Below are 25,167 nucleotides of genomic sequence, written 5' to 3' on the forward strand. Positions count from 1 at the left end.
TATGGACCGTTACGAACTACGTAGGCTCGACTACAGCCTGACGTCGGATCACGAGGCGTTGCAGGCCGCGTACCGCGATTTCTTCAAGACGCATTGCCCGATCGAGACCGTGCGCGCCGCGGAGGAGACCGGCTTCGACAAGAACCTCTGGGAGCGGTTGTGCGCCATGGGCGCAACCACGATGGCCGTGCCGGAATCCGCGGGCGGAGACGGTGCGACGCTCGTCGACCTGAGTTTGGTGGCCGAGGAGATCGGCCGGTCGCTGGCGCCGGTGCCGTGGATCGACCAGGTCTGCGCCGCGCGCCTGCTGGCCCGACTCGGCGCGGCCGAACCCGATGTGGTCCAGGGCACGCGACTGGCCGCGTTCGATCCCCAGCACGACAGCGCCTCCGGGGCGCGGCTGCTGCCCACCGGGTCGATCGCCGACCAGATCGTCGTGCGCGACGGCGAGGACGTCGTCGCGCTGAGCTTCGGCACCCGTCCGGCGAAGGTGGACAACATCGGTCGGCTGCCGATGGCCTGGGTGGATCCGGCCACCGCCGACACCCGAACCGTCCTGGCCAGCGGCCCCGGCGCGGCGGCGGAATATCAACGCGCGCTGGATGAGTGGCGGGTGCTGTCGGCGGCCGCGTTGGTGGGCTTGGTGGAAGAGACCATGACCATCGCCGCCGAGTTCGCCAAGACCCGCTACACGCTGGGCGTGCCGATCTCGACGCTGCAGGGCATCTCCCATCCACTGGCCAACATCGCCATCACCGTGCAGGCCGGCCGCAATCTGGCGCGGCGCGCGGCCTGGTTCCTCGACAACGAGCCCGACGAACGCCCCGAGTTGGCGCCCTCGGCGTTCGTGTTCATGGCGGAAGAGGCGCCCAAGGCCGCGACCATGGCGGTGCATGTGCAAGGCGGTCTTGGTGTTTCGGCGGAGGCGGCCGCGACGGCCTATCTTGTGCGTGCCCGCGGCTGGGCACTGGCCGGCGGGGATCCCGGGGCCAGCGCGAAGTACATCGGCGAACTCGTCGCGGCGCGCGAAGGCAACTCGAGGAAGGGCGCATAGTGGATTTCTCACGTGTCACGCTGTCCGACGACGATCGGCGTTTCCTCGACGAAGCGCGCGAATTCCTGCGCACCCATGTGACCGAGGACGTCAAGCGCCGGGACCGCGAGACCGGCGACAACTTCGACGAAGGGGTGCACCTGGCGCTGGGCGCCGCCGGATACCTGGAACGCGAATGGAAGCCGGAAGCCGAAGGCGGCTTCAGCCGCGTGCATCGCCGCATCTGGGAACTCGAGAAGCGGCGTGCCCACGTGCCCTGGGTGACCTGGGGCACCACCGCCATGGTGGCGCGTTCGGTCGCGCGGTTCGGGTCGAGCGAATTGCGGGACGAGGTGCTGCCGGGCGTCTTCAGCGGGCACGTTCGGCTGTGCCTGGGCTACACCGAACCCGAAGGCGGATCCGACATCGCCACCTGTAAGACCCGCGCGGTGCGGGACGGGAACGGCTGGATTATCAATGGCTCCAAGATGTTTACCACCGGTGCCCACAACTGCCGGTACGTTTTCCTCATCACCAACACGGACCCGGCTGCCCCCAAGCACAAGAGCCTTACCATGTTCCTGGTCCCGCTGGACTCCCCGGGCATCGAGATCCAGGGCATCCGCACCGTCGATGGCGATCGCACCAACATCGTCTACTACAGCGACGTGCGCGTCGACGACAAGTACCGGCTAGGCGACGTGAACGCGGGCTGGACGGTGCTGCGCGAGCCGCTCAACGTCGAGCACGGCGCGGTGGCGGCCGCCCCCGACGGGCTGCAGGACGTGTCGATCATGATGCACCAGGCCGGGTTCATGGCCGACGCGCTGGACAAGGCCGCGGGTAAGGTGTCAGAGCGGGATCCGAACGGGCGCAGGCTCATTGACGATGCGGCGGTGGCGTACCGGTTGGGGCGCAGCGCCGCGCGCATGGAAGCGGCGCTCAGTGCGCCCAGCATTTTCGGCCGTGTCGCCCTCGCGCAGACGATGCGTGACATCTCCCCGGACCTGATGGACATCCTCGGCACGGCGTCCGCGCTGCCGATCGGCACCGACGGCGCGGCCGACGACGGCGCCGCGGAGTACGTGTTCAGGTTCGCGCCGCTGGTCGGGATCTACGGCGGCACCCTCGAGGTGTTCCGCAACATGATCGCGCAGTACGTGCTGGGCCTGGGCAAGCCGGCCTACGCGCCGGTCGCGCAGAAGGCTTCCTAGCGCTCGGCGGGCTTAACCTGTGCCGGCGAGGGCGGGCGGGTTGACGGCGTCCGGGTCGGGGTTGGCGATCGGCAGGCCCATGAACCGGCGCGCGTTGTCGCCCATGAAGTCATAGGTGCGCCGCTCGTCCATGTTGTCGGCGTATTTCCAGAAGCCCTTGGGTTCGGCGAGGCCTTCGGGGTGCGGGTAGTCGGAGCCGAACAGCACTCGGTCCCATCCCACCGTGTCGACGACGTCGGCCACGCAACCCTCCCAGAACGGGCTCACCCAGATGTTGCGGCGGAACACGTCGTGGGGATGCTCCGGGAAGTTCTGTGGCATCTTCTTGTATAGGTCTTCAAAGTCGTTGAACAACGGGAAGATCCACGAACTGCCGTTCTCGACGCTGGCGATGCGCAGCTTCGGGAACCGGGTCAGGGTCCCGTGGCAGATCAGGCTGGTGATCATGTCGGCAATTTCGCGGTGCCCCAGCACCATCCAGCGAAATGCGCTCATGGCCATGAAATTCTGGGTGTGGGGCGGTTCCCACGTGCCGACGTAATCGTCCAGCGGAGGGTAGCTGGCATGCAGCACGATCGGCAGGCCCGCGGCCTCGACGTCGCGCCAGAACGGGTCGAATTCGGGCAGCGCCGGCGACCGCCAGCCGTGGACGCCGTTCACGGGACCCGGTTTGATCAGCGCGGCGCGGACGCCGTTGGCCAGAAGGTAGTCCAGTTCGCGCTGCGCGGCGTCGACCTCAGACAAGTTGGTTGATGATGGGTGTGGAGAAGACGCGGTCGCCGTAGTTGTAGGTCCAGTGTTCGGCCATCCACTGGTTCAACGCGTGGATGATCGCCAGTGTGAGCTCGGGGTCGTCGGCCGAGGAGTGCTCGACCAGGCTGGCCAGCGTGGGGTAGTTCAGCGCCTCGACGACACCCTGGCGGTCGAGTTCGGCCACCCGATCGACCGGGTTACGGGTCGCGGCCGGCGCCGCGATGGCCGGTCCCTGCATCTCGCGCAACGTGAGGCCCTCGGTGTTTTCCCCGGCGAAGAACTTCTCGTGCGCGCCGGGGGCCGCGACGCGTTCGAACGTCGGGTTGGGGATGAAGTCACTGACCTTGTTGTTGATCACGATGCGGGTTTGCCGCCCGATCTGGGCGAATTGGACGGCCCGCGAATACCTTTCCGGAAGGTATTTCGTCAGCGCTTCGGGCGTTTCGTACATGTGCTGGTCGGCGTCGAAGATCGGCGCTCCGGTGAATTGAGCCATCGGAAAAGGTGCCCTTTCGTTGCGCGAGCAGACGCAGAATCGCACGTTCGAGACGCGAATCGTGCGATTCTGCGTCTGCTCGCGCTAGGTGGTCAGGATGGTGGCCGCGGCGGTGCCGGGCGCACCGTAGAGCTGAGCGAATCCGACGCGTGGTTCACCGGCCACCTGACGATCGCCGGCTTCGCCGCGGAGTTGGCGCACCAGCTCGTGAATTTGCCGCAGGCCCGACGCCCCGATCGGTTCGCCGTTGGCGATCAGCCCGCCGTCGGTGTTGACCGGCATCGAGCCGGTGATCTCGGTGGCGCCGTCGGCCAGCAGCTTCTCCTGCTCGCCGTCGGCGCAGAAACCGCATTCGGCCATGTGGATGATCTCGGCCCCGGCGTCGGTGTCCTGCAGCTGAATAACGTCGACGTCTTCCGGTGCCACACCGGCCTTTTCGAACGCGGCCTTCGCGGCATACACGGTCGGCGCCACGTCCTCGTCGACCGGGGCGAAGGTAGTGTTCACCTCGTAGGCGCCGTAGCGACGGGTGCGTACCTCGACCGCCCGCAGGAAGATCGGCTTGGCGGTGTAGCGGTGTGCGATGTCGGCGCGGCACATGACCACGGCGGCGGCGCCCTCGTCGGGCGCACAGAACATGTACTGGGTGAGCGGGTAATTCAGCATCGTCGAGTTGAGGATCTCGTCTTCGGGAATCGGTTTGCGCCGAAACGCGTTGGGGTTCCGCGCGCCGTTGCGGAAGTTCTTGGCCGCCACCTTGGCCAGCGTCTGCTGGGAGATGCCATGCTCGTGCAGGTAGCGGTTGGCTTTCATGCCGAAGAACTGGGTGGTGAGGTACTGACCGTTCTCGGCGTACCAGCGTGGCATCCCGACCAGGGCCGGGTCCTCGGTGAACGCCCCGCGTGGATGCTTGTCCAGGCCGACGGCAATTCCGATGTCGTAGTCGCCCAACCGGATTCCGTCGGCGCAGGCCTTGGCGGCGCTGGCAGCAGTTGCGCAGGCGTTGAACACGTTGGTGAAGGGGATGCCCGAGAGCCCGACCATGCCGACGATGGCATCGGGGTTGGCGACGGTCCAGCTGCCCCCGGTGGCGGCCTGGATGTCCTTCCACTGCACGCCCGCGTCGTCGACCGCGAGCCGAATCGCGTCGACGCCCATCTCCATCGCGGACTTGCCCTCGAAGCGACCGAAGGGGTGCAGGGCCACGCCGATGATCGCGACGTCATTCATGGCGCCACTCCTCCTCATCACTTCGTTCTGCATCGTCGTCGGCGCGATTCATGCGCGCCACTGCTCCTCATTCATGCGATGGCTCCTGAGTCTTTGAGTTCGGCGATGCGGTCCCAGTCCATCCCGAGTTCCATCAGGACGATTTCGGTGTGCTCGGATGCTTGCGGGGCCCGGGTGGTGACGAGCGGTTCGTGGTTGAACTGCACCGGCCCGCGGACGACCTTGAATGGTGCACCGCCGTCGTTGGACTCGACTTCGACGATCATGTCGTTGGCGACGGCTTGCTCGTCGTCGGCCAGATCGAGGAGGCTCTGGAACGGCGCCCACTGGCCTTTCATCGTTTTCAGGTGCTGTCGCCAGTAGTCGAAGGGCTTGCCGGCGAAGGCCTTTGCGATCAGCTCGGCGGCAGCGTCGGCGTTTTGGATCAACGGCAGCACGTCGCAGAAACGGGGATCGTCGGCCGCCTCGGGGATGCCGAGGTGCTCGAAGGTGTCGCGAATGTAGCCCGTCGGGCTGACGATGCACAGGTTGATCGTGCCACCATCGGAGGTTAAGTAGTTGCCCAGGAAGGGATTCACCGATGCGGCCGCGGATCCGGGCATCGGGGTGCGCATGACCTCGCCGGTTTCCATGCCCTGCGTCACGCTCGCGCCCGCCGCCCACCACGCCGTGCTCAGCAACGACACGTCCAGCTCGAGCGCTTCGCCGGTCCGCTCGCGGTGTAGCAGCGCGGCCGAGATGCCGCCGGCGATGAACATGCCGCCAATGGAGTCCCCGAACGCGGGAATGCCCTGTCCCAGTGCACCGCCCAACTCCTCGGGGGTCAGCGCGTACCCCACCCCGCTGCGCGTCCAGAACGCCGTCCCGTCATAGCCCCCGACGTCACGCTCGGCGCCCTTGTCGCCGTAGGCCGAGCCGCGCGCATACACGATGTTCGGGTTCACCGCGCGGATGTGCTCCACGTCGAACTTGTGCTTCTGCCGCTGCGCGGGCATGTAGTTGGTCAGGAACACATCGGCGGACTTGGCCAGTTCGTAGATCACATCCTGACCGCCCGGCGTGGAGACGTCGATCCCGACGCTGCGCTTGCCCCGATTGGGATGCTCTATCAGCGGATGCCGGTCGGGATTGAGCTGGAAGCCACCCATGTTGACGAAGCCACGCTGAGTATCGCCGCGCGCCGGATGCTCGACCTTGATGACGTCGGCACCCCAGTCGGCGAGGATCGCGCCGGCGGCGGGGACGAACGTGAACTGCGCAACCTCGAGGACCCGAAAGCCCTGCATTACCTTGACCATTCCCGGGACCCTACTTCGCGTCGAACGTAACCGGAAGCGCGGTCGGCGAACGGAACGGCTGACCGTGGACATGCGGATCGTCATCGGTGAGCAGCTTGATGTTGGTCACCCGATCCAGCAGGCATTCGAGCGCGACCCGGGTCTCCATGCGCGCGAGGTGCAGACCCAAGCAGGTGTGCTCCCCGGCGGCGAACGAGATGTGCGGCACGTGCGCACGGAAGATGTCGAACTCTTCCGGGCGCTCCCAGCGGTGTCCGTCGCGATTCGCCGAGCCGATGCAGAGGTCGACCACCGAGCGGGCCGGGATCGTGACCCCTTCCAGTTCGGTGTCTTCGGAGGTGAACCGCTGCACCGTGGTCAACGGCGTCTCGAAGCGCAGGCCCTCCTCGATCGCCGGTGCGATCAGGGTGCGATCGGCCTGCACCGCGGCGAGCTGCTCGGGGTGGGTGAGCAACAGGAACAGCAGGTTGCCCGAGGACCGATAGGTGGTTTCCAGCCCGGCGGGCAGCAGCAGGCGCAGGAACGAGTAGATGGCTTCGTCGCTGAGTTTTTCGCCGTCGATCTCGGCGGTGACCAGGTCGCCGATGATGTCCTCGGTCGGCTCGGCCCTGCGCGCTTCGATCTGCTCGAGGAAGTAGTCCTTCAACGCCGCCGACGCTTCGAAGGCGCGTTCGTATTTGACGGCGTAGCTGATCAGTTCGACCGCGCGTCGGTGAAACATGGGCAGGTCGTCTGCCGGCAGACCCAACAGGGTGGCGATGACCCGGGTGGGAAACTCGAAGGTGAATTGGCGGACCAGATCGGCCCGGCCGGAGTCGATGAACTCGTCGATGAGGGCGTTGCAGATCGGCCGGACGACGGTGGGTTCCCAGCGGGCCAGGGCCTTGGACTTGAACGCCGCGGACACCAGGTTGCGGTGGTCGCGGTGTTTTTTGCCCTCCATCGCCAGGATGGTCGGCCCCATGAACAGGCCGATGGTGGTGTCGTACATCGCCGAACTGAACACCCGGCCGTCACGAAACGCCTTGTTCACCGCGTCGAAGGACACCGCCGCGAAGGACCGCTTGGGTCGCAGCGACTCGGGGGTCTTGGAGTAGTCCATGACGGTGCCGTGGAAAACCCCGCCCTCGCTGCGCTTCCGCGCGAAGTAGGGGTACGGGTCGCGCAGGTAGTCGCCCGGCTTGTCGCCGGTGACGGCATCCTGAAGCTGACTTTCCACGGCTGCTCTCCGGCTCGGGTACACGGTCGTACTGTAAAGATTACAGTAGACTATATCGACGCGGCTACGGCTGCCGTAAGCTGTGCAGCCATGGGTTCAGTTGGCCAACAGGTTGACGGTCCGGCGGGGCGGCGGCAAGCCGATTTACGGGCGATGCTGGACCGGCAACGGCGCTCCTTTGTGGCCGAGGGGCCGCCCACCGCCGCGGTCCGGCGCAACCGTATCGATCGGCTGATGGCGCTGCTGCTGGACAACAGCGACGCGTTCATCGATGCCATGGCCGCCGACTACGGCACCCGGTCCAAGGCGGCCTCGTTGTTCACCGAGATCATCGGGATCACTTCTGTGGTCGAGCACACCAGATCCCATGTGGCGCAATGGATGCGTCCGGCCAAACTGATGCCCGCCGCGCGGCTGTGTGGCCTGCGGGCCGAAGTCGAGCCCACCCCGCTCGGCGTCGTCGGCGTGATCGGTCCGTGGAATTTCCCGGTCAACCTCGTGGTGCTGCCCGCGTCGGCGGCGTTCGCCGCCGGCAACCGGGTGATGATCAAGATGTCGGAGATCACCGCGCATACCGCGGATCTGATGGCGGCGACCGCGCCCAAGTACTTCGACCCGGCCGAGCTCGACGTGGTCACCGGTGGCGCCGACGTCGCGGCCGCCTTCGCGGCGTTGCCGTTCGATCATCTGTTCTTCACCGGCTCGCCGTCGGTGGGTGCGTTGGTCCAACGCGCGGCCGCCCAGAACCTCGTTCCGGTGACCCTGGAACTGGGCGGCAAGAACCCCGTGGTGGTTGCGCCGGGCGCCGACATTGCGCGATCGGCGGCGCGCATCGCGCGGGCCCGGATGGTCAACGGCGGACAGGTATGCGTCTGCCCCGATTACGTCATGGTGCCCGACGACCACCTCGACAGCTTCGTCGACACCGCCCGCGAAACGTTGCGCGGGATGTTCCCGACGGTGATCGCCAACGCCGACTACTGCTCCAGCGTCAACCAGGCCAATTTCGACCGAGTGGTACGACTGATCGACGACGCGCGGGCACACGGCGCCCGCGTGGAAACGATTGGCCCGGAGGGCGAGTCGCTGCCCGACCGCGCCAGCCGCAAAATTGCGCCCACCATTGTCCGCGACATCGACGACCGGATGCGGATCGCCGACGAAGAGGTCTTCGGCCCGGTGTTGACCGTCATGGGCTACTCCCGTCTGAACGAGGCGATCGACTACATCAACGGGCGGCCGGCGCCGCTGGTGGCGTACTGGTACGGTCCCGACGACGAGAATTTCCGCAGCTTTGTCCGCAACACCCGCAGCGGCGGCGTCGCCCGCAACGACTTTGCGGCGCAGATGATCCCATCCGCGGCGCCGTTCGGGGGAGTGGGGCGCAGCGGGATGGGCGCCTATCACGGCAAGGCCGGGTTCGACACCTTCAGCCATTACCGCACCGTGGTCGGCAATGACCTGCCGTTCAGCATCACCGGAACCGCGGCGCCGCCGTTCGGCAGTTCGTTGCGGTTCTACGCCAACACCGCCCTGCGAATCGCGCGGGCCCGCACGCACCGCCGCCTCAAGAAAGTTGCGAAATGACCGTCGCCTTGGAATTCGACCCGTTCTCGGAGGACTTCTTCAACGGGGCGTACGAAACCTACCGACGGATGCGTGAGGAAGCCCCGGTCTACTACAGCGAACGGTACGACTTCTACGCGCTGAGCCGCCACGTGGACGTCGCCGCGGCGTACAAGAACTTCGAGACGTACTCGTCGGCGCGCGGCGTGGACCTCGCGGCGGTGCGCTCCGAGGAACCGATGGGGCACAAGTCGATCATCATGGTGGACCCGCCCGAGCACCGGCACATGCGCGGCCTGGTCAACAAGGTGTTCACGCCGCGCGCGATCGAAGCGATGCGCCCGCTGGTGACCGGACTGGTCGACCGCTATCTCGACGCCACCGACCCCGCGGGATTCGATGTCGTCCAGGATTTCTCGGCGTTGTTCCCCGTCGAGGTCATCACGACGATGCTCGGGGTGCCGGAAGAGGACCGTCAGCAGATCCGGCTGTGGCTCGACACGTTCCTGCACCGCGAGCCGGGCGAGGTCGAGATGTCGGAGGCCGGCGTGCAGGCCGCGACGCAGATGGCGATCGCCTACTACCAGTTGGTGAAGGAGCGCAGGGCCGCCCCGCGCGACGACATGATCAGCGCCCTGGTGGCGGCCCGCGTCGAGCGCGAGAACGGTGAGCTCACGGCCTTGGACAATATCGAAATCGCCCAGTTCGCCGTGCTATTGGGTGGGGCCGGCGCCGAGACGGTGACCAAGCTGGTGGCCAACGCGGTGGTGCTGTTTGCGCGCCATCCCGAGCAATGGCAGAAACTGCTCGACGACCGCAGCAAGGTCCCCGCGGCCGTCGAAGAGGTGCTGCGCTACGAATCCCCGAACCAGTACAACGTGCGCTGCTCGCGCGAAGACGTCACCCTGCACGGCGTCACCATCCCCGCCGGCAAGCCGGTGTTTTTGCTGCTGGGTTCGGCCAACCGTGATCCCGACGCGTGGACGAAGCCAGAGGTCTTCGACATCGAGCGTGACCGCACCGAGGCGCAGAACCTCGGATTCGGGTACGGGATCCACAGCTGCCTCGGGGCGGCGCTGGCACGCATGGAAAGCTCTGTCGCACTGCAGAAGCTGCTCGATCACATGCCCCACTATGAGGTGGACTGGGCGGGCTGCCGTCGTGTCAACATGCAAAACGTCGCGGGCTGGAACAACGTCCCGGTGCGGGTATTGCCGTAGTCAGGCGCCGGCGCGCCCCGAACGCGAATTCGTCACCCTCGCGGCATAGGCCTGCACCGCGGCGTAGTGCGCGCCTAGCAGCCGGGGCATCGCCGCCATCACGCGCCCGTCGGGGCCGATGAGGATCCTCGCCCGGTTCTTCTCGGCCCCACGCAGAATGAGGCGGGCGGCCTTCTCGGGGGAGGTGATTGCCGCGCGCGCAAAGAGTTTGGCCGCCTGGTCCGGGTCCTCCGTCTCGGCGGCGCGCATGTTGGCCCCGAAGTTGGTTTTGACCACCCCGGGGTGCACGCAGTGGACGGTCACCGGGTGACGTTCGATGATCATCTCTTGGCGCAGCGCCTCGGTGAAACCGCGCACCGCGAACTTCGCGGTGCTGTAGGCGCCTTGGTAGGGCACCGCGATCAATCCGAAGGCACTGGACAGGTTCACCAACCGCGACGGGTGCTGGGCGGAACCGGCCTCGACGAGTTGCGGCAGGAAGGCCTTGGTGCCGTTGACGACCCCACCGATGTTGATGCCGATGAGCCAGTCGAAATCTTTCCACGACATGTCCGCCACGCTCGCGAACAGGTCGACTCCGGCGTTGTTGAACAACATCGAGGCGGGCCCGAGTTGCCGGTGCACGTCTTCGGCGAAGCCCAGCACCGCGTCCCGGTCCGCCACGTCGACCCGGTACGGCGTGACCTGGCCCGGCGGGCTCGTTGCTTGCGTCTCGCTGAGGCCCTTTTCGTCGATGTCGGCGGCCGCGACATGCGCCCCGCCGCGGGTGAGAGCCTGCGTCAGTGCGCGGCCGATGCCGGAGCCGGCGCCCGTGACGACAGCGATACGCCCGTGATAGTTCATGGATTCCCTGCCTCGACAATCGTGCGGATCCGGTCCACCGAAAGTTCGAGGTTCGCTTGAAGATCTTTACGTCGATCCCGGATGAACAAGAAGAGGCGCTCGAACGCCACTGCAGCCCATGGCAATGGGACACACATCCGGACGACTTCGGTGAGGCGCGATGTGCCGGCGGTGGAGCCGGGTTCGATGAGATATGTCCACTGCGTCCAGTCCCCGCCCATGGCCTGAACGACGAACGAGAACCGTTGTCCCGGTGCGGCTTCGGCGACGACCGCTTCGGTCCGCCACCGCCCCAGCCGCCTTCGGTTCCAGGCCCGAAAACGGTCCGGAGCCAGCCACTGGGCACGCACGGTCTCCGGGCTCCACTCCGGGATCCGCGTGACGTCGGAGACGACGGCGTACACCTGTTCCGCGGAGGCTCGCACCTCGGTCGATGCCGTCAGCGTCTCGTCCTTCTGCAGCAGTGACATCGCTCAGCCATTCACCGCCTGCTCACGCGCCCACCGATAGTCGGCCTTGCCCGACGGGCTGCGCTCGATGACCGGACGGAACACGATCGCCTTGGGCAGTTTGTAGCGCGCCAAAGTGTTTGAGGCGTGGGCCACCAGCTCGTCGGCCTCGGCGCGGGCGCCCTGGGCCAGCGCCACGACGGCGACGACCTCCTGGCCCCACCGTTCGCTCGGCCGCCCGGCGACCACCACGTCGGCCACGGCGGGATGCGACGCGATGGCCGTTTCGACCTCCTCGACGAAGATCTTCTCGCCGCCGGAGTTGATGGTCACCGAGTCGCGGCCGAGCAGTTCGACGGAGCCGTCGGCGCCGTGGCGCGCGCGATCACCGGGGACGGCGTAGCGAACGCCGTCGATCACCGGAAAAGTCTTGGCGGTCTTGGCCGCATCGCCCTTGTAGCCGAGCGGAACATACCCGCGTTGGGCCAGCCAGCCCATCCCCTCGTGCCCGGGTTCCAGGATCGCCGTCAGATCCTCGGCGGCCACGAACGTGTCCGGCCCGGCGTTGAACGTGCCGGTCGCGACCGCCCCCGAGGTCGACATGTGGTGCATCTGCGCCCCGGTCTCCGACGACCCGACGCCGTCGACGACGACGGCGTTCGGCAGCACTTCGATCAAGCGCTGCTTGACGTACGGGGTCAGCAGGGCGCCGCCGTTGGCGACGACCGCCAACGACGACACGTCGGCGATCCCCTTCTCGATGGCGGCGACCAAAGGGCGGGCCATCGCGTCACCGACCACCGTCACCACCGCGACCTTTTCCCGCTCGATGGTGCGAACCACGTCGTCGGCGTCCAAATGATCGACGACCGTGGGAAAGACGACGGATTGGCCCGTGGTGATCGCGGTCATCACGCTCCACTGGGCCGCACCATGGATCAGTGGCGGCAGGATCATCAGCTTGGCGCCCGGCCCCGCGGCCGCGCGCTCCACGATCTCGTCGATGGACTGCGACGGCTCGCCGGTCATGAGGTTGCGCCCGCCGAAGGACGTCATGAAGATGTCGTGCTGGCGCCACAGCACGCCCTTCGGCATGCCGGTCGTGCCCCCGGTGTACAGGACGTACAGGTCGTCGGCGGAGTGCTGCACCGGCGGCGGTTCCGGGGACACGGATGCCAGGGGCGGCCTCGTAATCGATTGCGCCGTCGAGCAAGTCGTTGCCCGAGGCGTCGGCGATCTGGATCAGCACGCGTAGCTGTGGCAGGTCGGGGAGGATCTCGGCGACGCGCGGTGCGAACGCGGCGTGGTAGAGCAGCGCGGTGGCCCCCGAGTCCGCCAGCAGATACTGCAGCTCGCTTTTCACATAGCGGAAGTTGACGTTGAACGGGGCGACCCGCGCCTGGAAGCTGCCCAGCAGCGCCTCGACGAATTCGTTCCCGTTGTAGGCGTAGAGGCCGAGCAGGTCTTGGCCCACCTCGTGGCCCGCCAGCGCGTCGCGCTCGGTGTGACACCCCAGCCCCTGCGAGTGCAGGTAGGCGGCCAGCCGGTTGGAGCGGTCGATCACCTGCGCGTAGGTGTACCGGCGATCCCCATGGATGATGAGTTCGCGGTCGGGGATGGCCGCCGCGACGGCCTTCGCGACGGCAGGCACCGTGAATGTTGTTGTGGTGTCGGACATCATGCCTCTCACGGCTGGTGGGGTAGCAGGCGAACCATCAGGCCGTTGGCTTCGCTGAGCAACGTGCCGTCGGCGTCTGTCATAGTAGCGTCAATGAAAACTTTCCTGCCCTCGGCTTTGGTGATGCGCCCCTGAGCGCTCAGCGGCTGGTCGATCGGGGTGATATTCCGGTAGTCGACGTGCAGGTAGGCCGTGCGTGTCGGCCGGATATCCGCGCTGGACACCACCATGCCGAACAACCAGTCGTAGAACAGCGGGATCATGCCGCCGTGCACGGCCCGGTTCCCGCCGATGTGCGAGGCGGTGAAATGCCCGGCCATCCTCACACCGTCGGGGCCGGACTCGGTCACCATCCAGGGCGGCAGGAGGGGATGGGCCAACCCGGGCAGGGTCAGCACCCGGCCGGCCACCGCTTCGATCTCCGGGACCTGGTGGCCGTCCAGCAGCGCGCAGGCGTTCTCCAGGTGCGCGGTCGCGGCGGCCCACAGCGCGGGGTCCGGCTTGGTGGACACGGTCAGGTCCTGCAGGCGACGCAGCGCGGCGACGAACGGGCCCAGCTCGGCGGGAGCGTCCTCGACGGGCTTGACGTCGGGGAACCCGCCGCGAACTTCCGGAGCGGTATCGGTCATCGGGCTCCCTTGTCCCAGGCCTGCAGCAGATCGTCGGTGCTGGTTACGGTGGCCAGCAGCGACAGCGTGTTGGCGATGATCGCTGCACCATAGTCGGCGGGGACGCCGGCCACGGCGTCGCGGGGCAGGACCACCCGGTAGGCGGCGTTGACCGCGTCCATGACGAGGTTGGGAATCGCGATGTTGAGCGAAACGCCCACCACGACGATGGTCGACACGCCGAGATTGCGTAACACCGCGTCCAGATCGGTGCCGCCCATCGGGCCCACGCCGTGCCAGCGGCGCAACACCAAATCGGAAGGCTCCGGCCCTAATTCGGGCAGCAACTCCGCACCCGGCGTGCCCGGCGTGATGTCCACCCGGTTGCCGCCGCCCATCGCGAAGATCTTCGCGTTGTGATTGGAGCCGAGCCCGTCGGGCCGCCGTTGCACCAGGCAATGCACAACGCGCACCCCGGCCGCCCGGGCCGCGGGCAGCAGGCGCGCGATGTTGGGCAGCGCCTCGCGGCGAGCCTCCGCGGCGAGCATGGCCAGTCCGGCATCAGGACCCATCACCGCGCCCTGGCACTCCTGGGTGACGATTGCCGTGTGCTCGGGTGCGGCCAGTCCGGCCAGCGGGTCCGTCATGCGGGGGCGTCCACCGGCGCGACGTCATAGAACTGCGTCGCCCACTTCCGCAGTGCCATATAGCCTTTCGCGTCGACTTTGGACAGCGGCGGACGCTCTACGTACTTTTGGTAGCGCCAGATCTGCAGGTCGTCGAACACGGTGGACAAGAACTGCTTCTCGATGACCTCCCGGAGTTTGCCCTCCGGCACGGGGGAGTCATCGCCGGGGATCCGCGGCCACCAGATCGAGTAGAACAGGTCCGAACACTCATCGTCGACCGGTGTGCACGTGAAGATCAGCCGGTGATTCTGCGCGCCCTCGAAAACGCTGATGGCCCCGCCGAGGCCGAACAGGTGGCTGTGGAACCGCAACGCGAGGTCCTCGGGGTCGTCGCTGTTCGCATCAGGCCAGCCGGCGATGAACTGCCACTCGTGGTCGACGATCTTCCAGTCGAGGACTCGGGGTGTCACCGTGGCGTGGTGCACGTACTCGAAATGGGCGCTGTCGGGGGCGTTCTCGGCCACGATCTGCGGATGCACCGGCTCGCGCTCCGCGCGACGGGAAAACTCCGGATATGCCCGGTAGTAGGCCGCCGGATCGGTCTCGAATTGGGGGAACTTTCTGAAGATGTCCGGCATTTCCCACTGCGGTTCCTTGCCGTCCGGGTGGTGCCAGATGAACACGCAGTCGTATTGCTCGCGGACGGGATACACCTTCAGGTGTAGCGCGCGGTTGGGTCGGTCCGGCTGGTAGGGGATGTATTTGTTGGCGCCGTCGGGGCCCCAGCGCCAGCCGTGGAAGGGGCACTCGACGCAGTCGCCGACCACCTTGCCGCCGTGGCCGATGTGGGCGCCGAGGTGCTTGCAGTGCGCTTCCAGGACGTGCAGCTCGCCCGACTCGTCGCGGTAGGCGACCAGGTCCTCGCCGAAATAATGCAGCGGCCGGACCTCGCCGGCAGGAAACTCCGGGGACCAGCCGACCATGAACCAGCCCGTGACCTTCCAGGTGAAGGGAACTTTCACGTCGGCGCCTCCCGCGATCGTTGATACTAAATCCATTACAGTATAGATTTCAGCAGTCCGGCCCACGCGCGGCAAGGGGAGTGACATGACCGAGGCGGCTGACGAGCTGGAAGCCATCCGGCAACTGAAGGCGCGCTACTGCCGATTCCTGGACACCAAAGACCTCGAGTCCTGGCGTGGAGTGTTCGCCGCCGACGTCGTGGTGACGCTCGACATGGCGGTGTCCACCGCTGGTGCGGACCCCCAGACCGCGCCGTCCGACAGAGGGGCCGAGGGGGGCCAGTGAACTTCGCACCGATGGTGATGGGCGGCCTCGAGGGCGTGGCCACCAAACATCACTGCCACACCCCCGAGATCACGCTCACCTCGGCCACCACCGCGACCGGCATCTGGGCGATGGAGGACCTGCTGATCTTCGGTGACGGCCGCGAGTTGTACGGGGCCGGGCACTACCACGAGACCTATGAGAAGCGGGACGGTCGTTGGCAGATCAAGACCCTGCATCTCACCCGAACCATCTTGAAGATCACCGGCGGTGACGATGGCTGACGCCGATTCCCCGTTCGACGTTCTCGTCATCGGCGCCGGATTCTCCGGGCTGTACATGCTGCACCGGCTGCGGGAACTCGGGCTGCGCACCCGTGTGGTGGAGATGGCCGAAAACGTGGGCGGCACCTGGCTTTTCAACCGATACCCCGGAGCGCGGTGCGACATCGAGAGCATCGAATACTCCTACAGCTTCTCCGAAGAGATTCAGCAGGAGTGGGTGTGGACCGAGTCGATGCCGGCGCAACCCGAGATCGAGGCCTACCTGAACTTCGTGGCCGACCGGCTCGACCTGCGTCGTGACATCCAATTCGGCACCAAGGTCGTCGCGATGACGTTCGACGACGAAGCCGCGACGTGGTCGGTGCGCACCGAAGCCGGCGAAATCTTCCGCGTTCCCTTCGTCGTCGCCGCCTCCGGCATCCTGTCGGTGCCGCTGGAACCCGACATCCCCGGCATGGGCACGTTCGCCGGGACGTCGCTGTTCACCAGCCGCTGGCCCGAAGGCTTTGACCTGACCGGCAAGCGCGTCGGCGTCATCGGTACCGGCTCGACCGGCGTCCAGCTCATCCCCGTCGTCGCCCGAGAAGCACTGCACCTGTCGGTGTTTCAGCGCTCACCCGCGTACACCCTGCCCTGGCGGGTGCATCGGTTCGAGCCGGGCGAGCTTGACGACATGAAGGCCCGGTATGGCGAGATCCGTGCCGCCCAGCGCGCTCACCCGATCGGCGCGGCCCGGCTGAGCGCCTTCTCCGTCCTGCTCGACATGCTGGGCAGGCCGCCGCTGAAGTCGGCGACGCGCGAAGAACAACTGCGCGCCATCGAGGAGCACGGCGTCATGGGCGCATTGAACTGGGGCGACATCTTCTTCGACATCGAAGCCAACCGGATGGCCGCCAAGCTGTACGGCGAGGCGGTGGCGCGGATCGTCAAGGACCCGGAGACCGCGGCCTCCCTGGTGCCGGTGCATCCGTTCGCGTGTAAGCGACCGATCATCGACCAGGGCTACTACGAGACCTTCAACCGCGACAACGTCACACTGGTCGACCTGCGCAAGTCGCCGATCCGCGAGGTCACGCCCGCCGGTGTCCGCACCGAGGACCGGCTGCACGAGCTCGACGTCATCGTCTACGCCACCGGGTTCGACGCCATGACCGGCGCGCTCAGCCGGATCGACGTCCGCGGCCGCGGCGGCGTCTCGCTCGGCGAATTCTGGGCCACCGACGGCCCGCTGTCGTATCTGGGTCTGGCGGTCGCCGGGTTCCCGAACCTCTTTACGGTTCAGGGCCCCGGCAGCCCGAGCGCCGCGACGAACTTCGTCGCCGCCCTCGAGCAGCACGTGGAGTGGATCGGCGACTGCCTCGCGTATCTGCGCGCCCACGACATCCGCACCATCGAGGCATTGAGCACCGCTCAGCAGGAGTGGATCGACCACGCCACGGCGCTTGTTGCGCCGACGGTGCTGGTGCATCCGTCGTGCAACTCCTGGTACAACGGTGGCAACGTGCCCGGCAAGAAACGGATGTACATGGGCTACACCGGCGGAATCCCCGAATACCGGCGGCGCTGCGACGAGATCGCGGCAAGCGGATACACCGGGTTCAAACTGGCGTAGCTGTTGAAGGTGAGCGACATGGCGAAGGCATGGAACGGGCTGAGCCTGGCCAAAGACGCGGCCCGGGAACTCGGAATGCTGGTGCCGCGCACCGTGGCCGGTCTGCAGGAGTCCACTAATTGGTCCCCGTTGTCGCCGCGCGGTGCGCGCCAGTTCGGTGAGGTCATGCTCGATGAGCTTGTGCTGAGCGGCTTTTCGCTGCTCGGCGGGAGCCCCGCGGCGATGCGGCCGCTCGATGCCTGCATTGCGGCGGCCGAGGAGCTCTCGGCGCTCGGCATCGACCGCGCGCATGGCGACCCGAAACCGTTGCGGGAAGCCTCGATACGCCGGCACCGCATCGCCGGCCTGGCCTACGAACGGGTGACTTTCGAACACGATCCCGCGCTGCCGCCGAGCTTGGAGGCCGACGGCTTGGGCGGCCCGGCACGGGCGGTGGTGCACGTGTGCCGGCACGGCGACGGCCCCCGCCCCTGGCTGGTATGGGTGCACGGCGCCGGCCAGGGCGGCACCGAAGACCTGCTGATGTCCGGCATCGGCCGGATACATCGCAAGCTGGGTTTCAACATCGCGCTGCCGGTGCAGCCCGGTCACGGGTGTCGGCGCCGGCACTGGCCGGCGTACCCCGACATGGATCCGCTCGGCAACGTCGCGGGAATGATGCGGGTCGTCTCGGAGGTGCGCGCCGTGGTGCGCTGGGCACAGGGGCAAGGCACCGCCGTTGTGGTGGCAGGGATTTCGATGGGCAGCCCCGTGGCCGCGCTGGTCTCGCATCTGGAAAAACAGATCGATGCGGTGGCCCTGTACACGCCCATCCTGGGACTCAACGCGATGATCGCGCGGCACCTGCAGCGCTGGGGGCCCTCGCGCGACGGATTCCGCGAGCTGCTGGAATCTCCCGTCGTCACCCAGCTGACCTCGGTGATCGACCCCCTGGCCGTCACGCCGTCGCCGCCGCCGGAACGCCGGCTGATCGTCGGGGCGTGGCACGACCGGATGGCGATGCGCGAGCCCGCCAACGCGTTGCAGGAACGGTGGGGCGGCCAGTTGTACTGGTACGACGGCAGCCACGTCGGGCACATCTTCTCCCGGCGCGTGCAGCGCATCACCGACCGGTTCCTGCGCGACGCGGTGCCCGGCTGATGGCGCCCACCTGGACGGCGCGCACCGTCGTCGAACTCTACAACCTGGTCGTGTGGAACGAACGCAACATCGAGCTGGCCGAGGAGTTGTTGGGCGACACCGTCATTCGGCACGAGGTCGGTTCCTCCCGCACGCTGACCCACGCCGAAGCGGTCCAGCGGGTGGTGGACATGTGGCAGGCGGCCGAATCGTTGCACTTCGACCTCAACGTCGTCATCGAGGGCGACGACGGCGAACACGTGGCGATCGTCTACGACTCGACGATCAAAACCAAGGACGGCACCGAAACCAACATCGCCAGCATCGAGGTGTTCCGCGTGGTCGATGGCAAAATTACCGAGGTTTGGAACTGCGGCTACCAGCAAGGGGTTTGGAATTGAGTGACCGTACGCTTGATGAACTGGGCTTCTATCTGCTGGCCGGCGCGGGTGGGGAGGGCCCGGCGACCTTGATGGACGAGGCCCGCCGTGGCGAGGAACTGGGCTTCGGCACCGGATTCATCTCCGAGCGCTGGAACGTCAAGGAGGCCTCGTCTCTAGTCGGGGCGGCGTGCGCGGTGACCACTCGCATGCAGATCGCCACCGCCGCAACCAATCACAACACCCGCCACCCGCTCATCACGGGATCGTGGGCGACCACCATGCATCGTCTCTCCGGCGGCCGGTTCACCCTGGGCGTCGGCCGGGGCATCGCAGCGATCTACGGGGCCTTCGGTATCCCGGCGGTGACGACGGCGCAAATGGAGGATTGGGCCCAAGTCATGCGCCGGCTCTGGCACGGCGAGCTGATCTTCAACCACGACGGCCCGATGGGCAAGTACCCCATCCTTTTTCTCGATCCGGACTTCAACGAAGACATCCGGTTGGCCCTGGTGGCCTTCGGACCCAACACGCTCGCGCTCGGCGGCCGCGTATTCGACGACGTCATTTTGCACACCTACTTCACCCCGGAGACCTTGCAGCGCAGCGTCAAAACCGTGAAGTCCGCCGCGGAGAAGGCGGGCCGCGACCCCGACAGCGTGCGGGTGTGGTCGTGCTTCGCGACCGTCGGGGACCACCTGCCCGAAGAGCTGCGGCTGAAGAAGACCGTCGCGCGGCTGGCCACCTACCTGCAGGGCTACGGCGATCTGCTTGTCCGAACCAATGACTGGGATCCCGCTGTGCTGCAGCGGTTCCGGGAAGACCCGGTGGTCACGTCGATCGCGGGCGGGATCGACCACAAGGGGACGCCCGAGCAGATCGAGCACATTGCGACGCTGATTCCCGACGAATGGCTGGAGCCCTCGGCCACCGGGTCCGCCCAACAGTGCGTGGACCGCATCCGCAAGGAGTTCGACTACGGCGCCGACGCGGTCATCATGCACGGCGCCACGCCCGACGAGCTCGAGCCGATCGTCGCGGCGTATCGCGCGGCGAAGTAGCGCGAGCAGACGCGGAATCGCACTGTTGACACCTGATTCATGCGATTCTGCGTCTGCTCGGCAGAAAATTCAGGGCAGGATCACGGTCCGGGATACCGGCTCCGCGGCGGCCTGCCTGCTCGACAGGCCACGCTTCAAGGACGCGAGCAACGCATCGCGCGTCTCGCGGGGATCGATGAGTTCGTCGAACCCCATGTGTTCGGCCGATCGATAGGACGCCTCCAGCTCGGCGTTGCGCAGCTTGGCCGAGAGGTCTTCGCCGGCGTGTGAGGCGCGGCTCAGCGCCGCGGCGCTCATGGCGCCCATCGTCGCGCCGGGGTAGGCGAAGGTCGCGACCTGATGATCGAAACCCAACAGCGACATGACCATCGAGCCGAACCCGTACGCCTTACGCAGCGTGAGGTGCAGCTTCAACGTGGTGGCGGCCGTCTGCGCCGCGAACATCCGCGCACCGGCACGCAGCACGCCGGCGCGCTCGGATCGGCTGCCGGGCAGCATGCCCGGATTGTCGGCGAGGAACACGATCGGCAGGTGGAAGGAATCCGCCACCATGATGAAGTGGGCCGCCTTGTCCGCGGCGTCGGCGTCGATGGAGCCCGCGAGCACCTGGGGCTGATTGGCCACCACCGCGACCGGGTGGCCGCCGAGGTGGGCGAGTGCGCAGACCATCGCCCTGCCGAACTGGGGCTGCACCTCGAACCAGTCGGCGCTGTCGAAGACCACGTCGAGCACGGCGCGCATGTCGTACACCCGGCGGTTGTCCCGGGAGACGATGTCGAGCAGCTCCGGCGTCGCCCGCGGGTCAGCGGCCGCACCGGACGGTTGCGGCGACGGGTACGACCAGGCGCTGGGCGGGAAGTACGACAGGTAGCGGCGGACGTCGTCGAGCACCGCTTCGTCGTCCTCGGCGACATTGTGGATCACGCCGCTGGGCAGAGCGACGTCCGGCCCGCCCAGGTCCTCCTTCGAAATGTCTTCTCCGGTCGACTCTTTGACGACGGGGGGACCGGCGGTGAAGATCGCGCCCTGCCGGCTCATGATTCGGAAATCGCAAACCGGGGCCACCAGGGCGCCGTGCCCGGCCGAGGGGCCGAGGACGGCGGCGACGGTCGGGACGCGCCCCGAGCACTGCGCCTGCGCGAGCAGGTCGGTCGGCGTGCGCCCATAGTGCCCGCCGGTGGGGCGAAAGCCGGCGCCTTCGAGCAGCATGACCAGCGGGATCTTGTCGCGCAGGGCCAGTTCGGCGATGCGGTACCGCTTGGAATTGCCGCCGGGACCGATGCTGCCGGCCAGGGTCGTGAAGTCCTCGGCGCCCAGCATCACCGGTGAGCCGTTGATCTCACCGGAGCCCACGACCAGCCCGTCGGCCGCGGTCTCACCACCGACCAGGGTGCCGAGCTCGCGGAACGTGCCCGGGTCGAGGAGGTACTCGATCCGCGCGCGGGCGTCGAGCTTGCCCTTGTTGCGGTGCTTGTCGAGCCGCTCCGGCCCGCCCATTTCGAACGCGTGCTGACGGCGGCGCTCGAGATCGTCGAGCGTTTCTCCCCAGTCCTGGGCTTTCGGCATGCCTATGTCCTACCTCATCGAGGATCCGTCGCGCGACGAATCTCAGGTGGCGACGCCCCACGGATTGCGGGGTCACATACTGGATTGCTTACTGTAAAGTTACCCGCATGCCTGACGCGCCCCGCCTCAAGGTCCGTCTTCGGCCGGCGGGGGCGCCCCGAATCGAGGAGTTTCACCAGTGAGCGCAACCACGATGGACGAGGCCGCCAACCTGCTGGCGGACCCGTTGGCGTACACCGACGAGCAGGGGCTGCACGCGGCGTTGACGCACCTGCGCGCCAACGCCCCGGTGTCGTGGGTGGAGGTCCCGAATTACCGGCCGTTCTGGGCGATCACCAAACACGCCGACATCATGGACATCGAGCGTGAGAACATGCTCTTCACCAACTGGCCGCGTCCGGTGCTCACGACCGCCGAAGGCGACGAGATGCAGGCCGCCGCGGGTGTGCGCACGCTGATCCACATGGACGACCCGCAGCACCGGGTGGTGCGCGCGATCGGCTCGGACTGGTTTCGCCCGAAGGCGATGCGGGCCTTGAAGGTTCGCGTCGACGAACTGGCCAAGATCTACGTCGACAAGATGATGGCGGCCGGTCCGGAATGCGACTTCGTTCAGGAGGTCGCGGTCAACTACCCGCTCTATGTGATCATGTCGCTGCTGGGCCTGCCCGAGGCAGACTTTCCCCGCATGCTCAAGCTGACCCAGGAACTGTTCGGCAGCGACGATTCCGAATTCAAGCGCGGCAGCTCCAACGAGGATCAGCTGCCGGCGTTGTTCGACATGTTCCAGTACTTCAACGGCGTGACGGCGTCGCGCCGCGAGCACCCGACCGAGGATCTCGCCTCGGCGATCGCCAACGCCCGCGTGGACGGCGAACCGCTGTCGGACATCGATACTGTCTCCTACTACCTGATCGTCGCCACCGCGGGCCACGACACCACCAGCGCCACCATCTCCGGCGGCCTGCAGGCGCTCATCGAGAACCCCGACCAGCTGCAACGCCTGCGCGACAACCTCGACCTGATGCCGCTGGCCACCGACGAGATGATCCGCTGGGTCACCCCGGTCAAGGAGTTCATGCGCACCGCCGCCAGCGACACCGTGGTGCGCGGGGTGCCCATCGCCGCAGGCGAATCCGTGCTGTTGTCCTACGTATCGGCCAACCGCGACGAGGAAGTCTTCGACGACCCGTTCCGCTTCGACGTCGGTCGCGACCCCAACAAGCACCTGGCCTTCGGCTACGGCGTGCACTTCTGCATGGGTGCGGCGCTGGCCCGCATGGAGGTCAGCAGCTTCTTCTCCGAGCTGCTGCCACGCCTGGAAACCATTGAACTGACCGGTGATCCGGAGCTGGTCGCCACCACCTTCGTCGGCGGGCTCAAGCATCTGCCGGTTCGTTACTCACTGCGGCGGTGATCGATACACTTCCGCGGTGACGTCAAGGACGATTGTCATCACGGGTGCCAGCGACGGCATCGGCGCGGCTGCGGCGCGTCGCCTCTGCCGCGCCGGCGAGCGGATCGTCGTGGTGGGCCGCTCCCCAACCAAGACCGCCACGGTGGCCGCCGAATTGGACGCGGACCACTTCGTCGTCGATTACGCCGACCTGTCGCAGGTGCGGGCCCTGGCGGGCAAGATTCGTTCGCAACACCCGCGTATCGACGTGTTGCTCAACAATGCGGGCAGGATGGCCAGCAAGATCGAGCTGACCCCCGACGGCTACGAACGCACCTATCAGGTCAACTACCTGGCGCCGTTCCTGTTGACCACCCAATTGCTGGACGTGCTGCTGGAGTCACGCGCCACGATCGTCAACACGTCCAGCTCGTCACAGCGGCTGCTGCGCAACGTCAAGCTCGCCGATTTCGACACGACGGCACGGCGCCGGCCCAGCACCGCCTACGCGGTGGCGAAGTTGGCAAACATCTTGTTCACCAAGGAATTAGATCGCCGGTATCGGGCCGATGGCCTTTCGGTGGCAGTGGTTCACCCCGGTTTCGTCAACACCAATATCGGTCATTCGTCCGGCTCGCGGTTTTGACTACCATGCAACGCACGCCCGTCAGCCGAATGATCAAGTCCGCGGATGATGGCGCCGATCAGCTGGTCTGGTTGGCGACCAGCGTGCCCGGCGTCGACTGGGCGGTCGGCGAATACTACGCGAAAGGCAAAGTCGCCAAAGCCAATCGGGCGGCCTACGATCCGATCCTCGCACGCGAACTCTGGGATCACACCCTGGCCAAGCTTTCTTAGCGCCATCCTTTCGATACTCATTAGTATCCATTCGATACCGTGGAGTATGCTGCTGACCATGTCTCCTGTCAAGCCGCACCGAACCCGCCCCACCCGCGGCGAGGTTCGCGACCGCATCCTGGACGCGGCGGCGAAGGTTTTCGCCGCCGAAGGCTTCGCCGGGGCCACCATCGATGCCATCGGCCAGGCCGCCGGTTTCACCAAGGGCGCGGTCTACTCGAATTTCGAATCCAAAGATGAGCTGTTTTTGGCCCTGCTCGACCGCGAGTTCGAGCTCCGCGGCGAGCAGATCGCCACAGCGCTGGACAGCAGCGGCGGCGACACCGGGGCGGCCGCACGGGAATTGAGCCGGTCATGGCTGGACGCAGTTCGCGACCATTCCGATTTCTACGTGCTGTTCGTCGAATACTGGCTGCGCGCCCAGCGCGACAACCAGCTGCGCGAGCGCCTCATCGAACGCCGCCGCGCCGCCGCCGCCCACCAAGCGGTGCACATCGCCAAATCGAGCCCGTCCGTGGCATCCGATCGAGAGCTCGCCGACCTCGCCCAGCTCGTCGTCACCATCAACCTCGGCGTGGCGATGGAAGAGGTCCTGCGTCCCGGGACCATCAACCCCGACCTGCTAGCGCAGCTGGTCACCGCGGTGCTGGGATCGATTCGGGCTTCCGCCGGTCAGGGAGGGCCTCACCATGGGTACGAATGACGGGCCGGACGCCGCGGCGCCGGTGATCATCGCCCGCGGATTGGGGGTCGACGGTGAGCACGGGCCGCTCTTTTCGGGGGTCGACCTAACCCTGACGTCGGGATTTCACGCGATTCAGATGCCCGGGGGCCCAGGGCAGACCACACTGCTGCTGACGCTCGCGGGACGTTTCAGGCCGAGCCACGGCACGCTCACCGTCCTCGGCGAAACAACTCCGCGCGCGATCCGCCGGCAGTGCTCGATCGCGGCCTTCGAAGGCATCGACGAGCTGGAGGATTCGGTGACCGTGGAGACCGTGCTCGCCGAGCAACGGCGGTGGCTGGCGCCGTGGTATTCGTCGGTGCCGCTTCAATCGGGTCCGGCCGAGCTGGCCGAGGTCTTCGGCGAGATGGCCCCGCCGTCCGGCGACACCTACATCGTCGAACTGTCAGACCTCGAACTGTTTCTGCTGCGCATCACGCTGGCGTTGTTGTCGAATCGGCCGATCCTGGTGGTCGGCGACCTCGAACAGGTTCGCGACAATTCCCGGCGAACGATCGCGGCCGACAGGCTCGGCGTGATCGCCGAGCAGCGCACCGTCGTCGTCGGGGTGACCAACCCGCTCGGCACGGAGGCGCCCGACCACGAACTACACGATCACCGCATCCTGACCGGAGAGGGCTGAA

At 66.9% G+C, this 25,167-nt stretch carries 20 protein-coding genes and 4 pseudogenes; 13 read left to right on the forward strand and 11 right to left on the reverse strand.

All coding sequences use genetic code 11. The features are described from left to right. Window position 1 precedes the first annotated feature (1 nt). Both W7U_RS03560 and W7U_RS03565 read left to right on the forward strand, forming a co-directional pair. On the forward strand, window positions 2–1,054 hold the full coding sequence (locus W7U_RS03560) for an acyl-CoA dehydrogenase family protein (RefSeq protein WP_008254963.1): 1,053 nt from the start codon (window positions 2–4) through the stop codon (window positions 1,052–1,054). Continuing rightward, the gene (locus W7U_RS03565; RefSeq protein ID WP_008254965.1) at window positions 1,054–2,247 is read left to right on the forward strand and encodes an acyl-CoA dehydrogenase family protein; all 1,194 of its coding nucleotides are present in this window, start codon (window positions 1,054–1,056) and stop codon (window positions 2,245–2,247) included. Before W7U_RS03560 ends, W7U_RS03565 begins: the two co-directional genes overlap by 1 nt. Before the next feature lie 12 nt (window positions 2,248–2,259). Here the strand turns inward: W7U_RS03565 and W7U_RS03570 are convergent. From W7U_RS03570 to W7U_RS03585, 4 genes and pseudogenes are all read right to left on the reverse strand, one after another. Next, window positions 2,260–3,496 (reverse strand): annotated as a pseudogene (locus W7U_RS03570) (amidohydrolase family protein). Window positions 3,497–3,580: 84 nt separating this feature from the next. Beyond that, a complete protein-coding gene (locus W7U_RS03575) occupies window positions 3,581–4,726 on the reverse strand; it encodes a thiolase family protein (protein WP_008254967.1) in 1,146 nt (381 codons plus the stop codon). Window positions 4,727–4,797: 71 nt separating this feature from the next. After that, a complete protein-coding gene (locus tag W7U_RS03580; RefSeq protein ID WP_008254969.1) occupies window positions 4,798–6,012 on the reverse strand; it encodes a CoA transferase in 1,215 nt (404 codons plus the stop codon). Window positions 6,013–6,034: 22 nt separating this feature from the next. After that, window positions 6,035–7,243: a cytochrome P450 gene (locus W7U_RS03585; RefSeq protein ID WP_008254970.1), complete on the reverse strand. Its 1,209-nt coding sequence runs from the start codon at window positions 7,241–7,243 to the stop codon at window positions 6,035–6,037. Window positions 7,244–7,333: 90 nt separating this feature from the next. Between W7U_RS03585 and W7U_RS03590 the strand changes: the two genes are divergently transcribed. Next, a complete protein-coding gene (locus W7U_RS03590; protein WP_080749705.1) occupies window positions 7,334–8,830 on the forward strand; it encodes an aldehyde dehydrogenase family protein in 1,497 nt (498 codons plus the stop codon). After that, window positions 8,827–10,029, forward strand: a complete 1,203-nt coding sequence (locus W7U_RS03595; RefSeq protein WP_008254974.1) for a cytochrome P450 — start codon at window positions 8,827–8,829, stop codon at window positions 10,027–10,029. Before W7U_RS03590 ends, W7U_RS03595 begins: the two co-directional genes overlap by 4 nt. On the opposite strand, the gene W7U_RS03600 is transcribed toward W7U_RS03595, so the two are convergent. The 6 genes and pseudogenes from W7U_RS03600 to W7U_RS03625 all read right to left on the reverse strand — a co-directional run bounded on the left by W7U_RS03600 (window position 10,030) and on the right by W7U_RS03625 (window position 15,258). Further along, window positions 10,030–10,872: an SDR family NAD(P)-dependent oxidoreductase gene (locus tag W7U_RS03600; RefSeq protein ID WP_008254976.1), complete on the reverse strand. Its 843-nt coding sequence runs from the start codon at window positions 10,870–10,872 to the stop codon at window positions 10,030–10,032. Further along, window positions 10,869–11,342, reverse strand: a complete 474-nt coding sequence (locus W7U_RS03605) for an SRPBCC family protein (RefSeq protein ID WP_008254977.1) — start codon at window positions 11,340–11,342, stop codon at window positions 10,869–10,871. The genes W7U_RS03600 and W7U_RS03605 overlap by 4 nt, the downstream gene beginning before the upstream one ends. A 3-nt stretch (window positions 11,343–11,345) precedes the next feature. Further along, window positions 11,346–12,999: pseudogene (locus W7U_RS03610) on the reverse strand (acyl-CoA synthetase). 8 nt (window positions 13,000–13,007) lie between these two features. Next, the gene (locus W7U_RS03615; protein WP_008254979.1) at window positions 13,008–13,628 is read right to left on the reverse strand and encodes a PaaI family thioesterase; all 621 of its coding nucleotides are present in this window, start codon (window positions 13,626–13,628) and stop codon (window positions 13,008–13,010) included. Beyond that, complete coding sequence (locus W7U_RS03620) at window positions 13,625–14,254, reverse strand: cysteine hydrolase (protein ID WP_008254980.1); 630 nt, start codon at window positions 14,252–14,254, stop codon at window positions 13,625–13,627. The genes W7U_RS03615 and W7U_RS03620 overlap by 4 nt, the downstream gene beginning before the upstream one ends. Continuing rightward, window positions 14,251–15,258: a Rieske 2Fe-2S domain-containing protein gene (locus W7U_RS03625; protein ID WP_008254982.1), complete on the reverse strand. Its 1,008-nt coding sequence runs from the start codon at window positions 15,256–15,258 to the stop codon at window positions 14,251–14,253. The genes W7U_RS03620 and W7U_RS03625 overlap by 4 nt, the downstream gene beginning before the upstream one ends. An 85-nt stretch (window positions 15,259–15,343) precedes the next feature. Between W7U_RS03625 and W7U_RS03630 the strand changes: the two are divergent. The 5 genes and pseudogenes from W7U_RS03630 to W7U_RS03650 all read left to right on the forward strand — a co-directional run bounded on the left by W7U_RS03630 (window position 15,344) and on the right by W7U_RS03650 (window position 19,979). Then, a pseudogene (locus W7U_RS03630) lies at window positions 15,344–15,807 on the forward strand (nuclear transport factor 2 family protein). Further along, entirely contained in the window at window positions 15,800–17,419 is a 1,620-nt protein-coding gene (locus W7U_RS03635; protein ID WP_008254984.1) for an NAD(P)/FAD-dependent oxidoreductase, read from the forward strand. The pseudogene W7U_RS03630 and the gene W7U_RS03635 overlap by 8 nt, the downstream one beginning before the upstream one ends. 18 nt (window positions 17,420–17,437) lie before the next feature. After that, window positions 17,438–18,559 carry a PHB depolymerase family esterase gene (locus W7U_RS03640; RefSeq protein ID WP_008254986.1) on the forward strand — a complete coding sequence of 374 codons (1,122 nt, stop codon included), beginning with the start codon at window positions 17,438–17,440 and terminating at the stop codon, window positions 18,557–18,559. Further along, window positions 18,559–18,939, forward strand: a complete 381-nt coding sequence (locus tag W7U_RS03645; RefSeq protein ID WP_008254988.1) for a nuclear transport factor 2 family protein — start codon at window positions 18,559–18,561, stop codon at window positions 18,937–18,939. The genes W7U_RS03640 and W7U_RS03645 overlap by 1 nt, the downstream gene beginning before the upstream one ends. After that, window positions 18,936–19,979, forward strand: a complete 1,044-nt coding sequence (locus W7U_RS03650; protein WP_008254991.1) for a TIGR03857 family LLM class F420-dependent oxidoreductase — start codon at window positions 18,936–18,938, stop codon at window positions 19,977–19,979. Before W7U_RS03645 ends, W7U_RS03650 begins: the two co-directional genes overlap by 4 nt. A gap of 69 nt (window positions 19,980–20,048) precedes the next feature. Here the strand turns inward: W7U_RS03650 and W7U_RS03655 are convergent, their stop codons facing one another. After that, window positions 20,049–21,545, reverse strand: a complete 1,497-nt coding sequence (locus W7U_RS03655; protein WP_008254993.1) for a carboxyl transferase domain-containing protein — start codon at window positions 21,543–21,545, stop codon at window positions 20,049–20,051. 193 nt (window positions 21,546–21,738) lie between these two features. Here W7U_RS03655 and W7U_RS03660 point away from each other — a divergent pair, with 193 nt between their 5' ends. From W7U_RS03660 to W7U_RS03675, 4 genes and pseudogenes are all read left to right on the forward strand, one after another. Then, the gene (locus W7U_RS03660) at window positions 21,739–22,962 is read left to right on the forward strand and encodes a cytochrome P450 (RefSeq protein ID WP_020822050.1); all 1,224 of its coding nucleotides are present in this window, start codon (window positions 21,739–21,741) and stop codon (window positions 22,960–22,962) included. A 16-nt stretch (window positions 22,963–22,978) separates the two neighbouring features. Beyond that, window positions 22,979–23,799, forward strand: a pseudogene (locus W7U_RS03665) (SDR family NAD(P)-dependent oxidoreductase). Window positions 23,800–23,845: 46 nt separating this feature from the next. Continuing rightward, window positions 23,846–24,502 (forward strand): TetR/AcrR family transcriptional regulator, encoded by a 657-nt coding sequence (locus tag W7U_RS03670; protein ID WP_008254998.1) that lies wholly within the window; start codon window positions 23,846–23,848, stop codon window positions 24,500–24,502. Next, entirely contained in the window at window positions 24,489–25,166 is a 678-nt protein-coding gene (locus W7U_RS03675; RefSeq protein ID WP_008255000.1) for a hypothetical protein, read from the forward strand. Before W7U_RS03670 ends, W7U_RS03675 begins: the two co-directional genes overlap by 14 nt. The last annotated feature ends 1 nt before the right edge of the window (window position 25,167 follow it).

The sequence above is a fragment of the Mycobacterium sp. H4Y genome, from assembly GCF_000364405.1.
GTDB lineage: Bacteria > Actinomycetota > Actinomycetes > Mycobacteriales > Mycobacteriaceae > Mycobacterium > Mycobacterium intracellulare.

Excerpts from the sequence above, each read along its gene's own strand:
- W7U_RS03645 (WP_008254988.1), top strand. The coding sequence starts at position 18,559 with ATGGCGCCCACCTGGACGGCGCGCACCGTCGTCGAACTCTACAACCTG.
- W7U_RS03655 (WP_008254993.1), bottom strand. The coding sequence starts at position 21,545 with ATGCCGAAAGCCCAGGACTGGGGAGAAACGCTCGACGATCTCGAGCGC.
- W7U_RS03670 (WP_008254998.1), top strand. The coding sequence starts at position 23,846 with ATGCTGCTGACCATGTCTCCTGTCAAGCCGCACCGAACCCGCCCCACC.
- W7U_RS03675 (WP_008255000.1), top strand. The coding sequence starts at position 24,489 with ATGGGTACGAATGACGGGCCGGACGCCGCGGCGCCGGTGATCATCGCC.
- W7U_RS03580 (WP_008254969.1), bottom strand. The coding sequence starts at position 6,012 with ATGCAGGGCTTTCGGGTCCTCGAGGTTGCGCAGTTCACGTTCGTCCCC.
- W7U_RS03605 (WP_008254977.1), bottom strand. The coding sequence starts at position 11,342 with ATGTCACTGCTGCAGAAGGACGAGACGCTGACGGCATCGACCGAGGTG.
- W7U_RS03575 (WP_008254967.1), bottom strand. The coding sequence starts at position 4,726 with ATGAATGACGTCGCGATCATCGGCGTGGCCCTGCACCCCTTCGGTCGC.
- W7U_RS03640 (WP_008254986.1), top strand. The coding sequence starts at position 17,438 with ATGGCGAAGGCATGGAACGGGCTGAGCCTGGCCAAAGACGCGGCCCGG.
- W7U_RS03600 (WP_008254976.1), bottom strand. The coding sequence starts at position 10,872 with ATGAACTATCACGGGCGTATCGCTGTCGTCACGGGCGCCGGCTCCGGC.
- W7U_RS03590 (WP_080749705.1), top strand. The coding sequence starts at position 7,334 with ATGGGTTCAGTTGGCCAACAGGTTGACGGTCCGGCGGGGCGGCGGCAA.
- W7U_RS03595 (WP_008254974.1), top strand. The coding sequence starts at position 8,827 with ATGACCGTCGCCTTGGAATTCGACCCGTTCTCGGAGGACTTCTTCAAC.
- W7U_RS03560 (WP_008254963.1), top strand. The coding sequence starts at position 2 with ATGGACCGTTACGAACTACGTAGGCTCGACTACAGCCTGACGTCGGAT.
- W7U_RS03660 (WP_020822050.1), top strand. The coding sequence starts at position 21,739 with ATGGACGAGGCCGCCAACCTGCTGGCGGACCCGTTGGCGTACACCGAC.
- W7U_RS03635 (WP_008254984.1), top strand. The coding sequence starts at position 15,800 with ATGGCTGACGCCGATTCCCCGTTCGACGTTCTCGTCATCGGCGCCGGA.
- W7U_RS03615 (WP_008254979.1), bottom strand. The coding sequence starts at position 13,628 with ATGACCGATACCGCTCCGGAAGTTCGCGGCGGGTTCCCCGACGTCAAG.
- W7U_RS03620 (WP_008254980.1), bottom strand. The coding sequence starts at position 14,254 with ATGACGGACCCGCTGGCCGGACTGGCCGCACCCGAGCACACGGCAATC.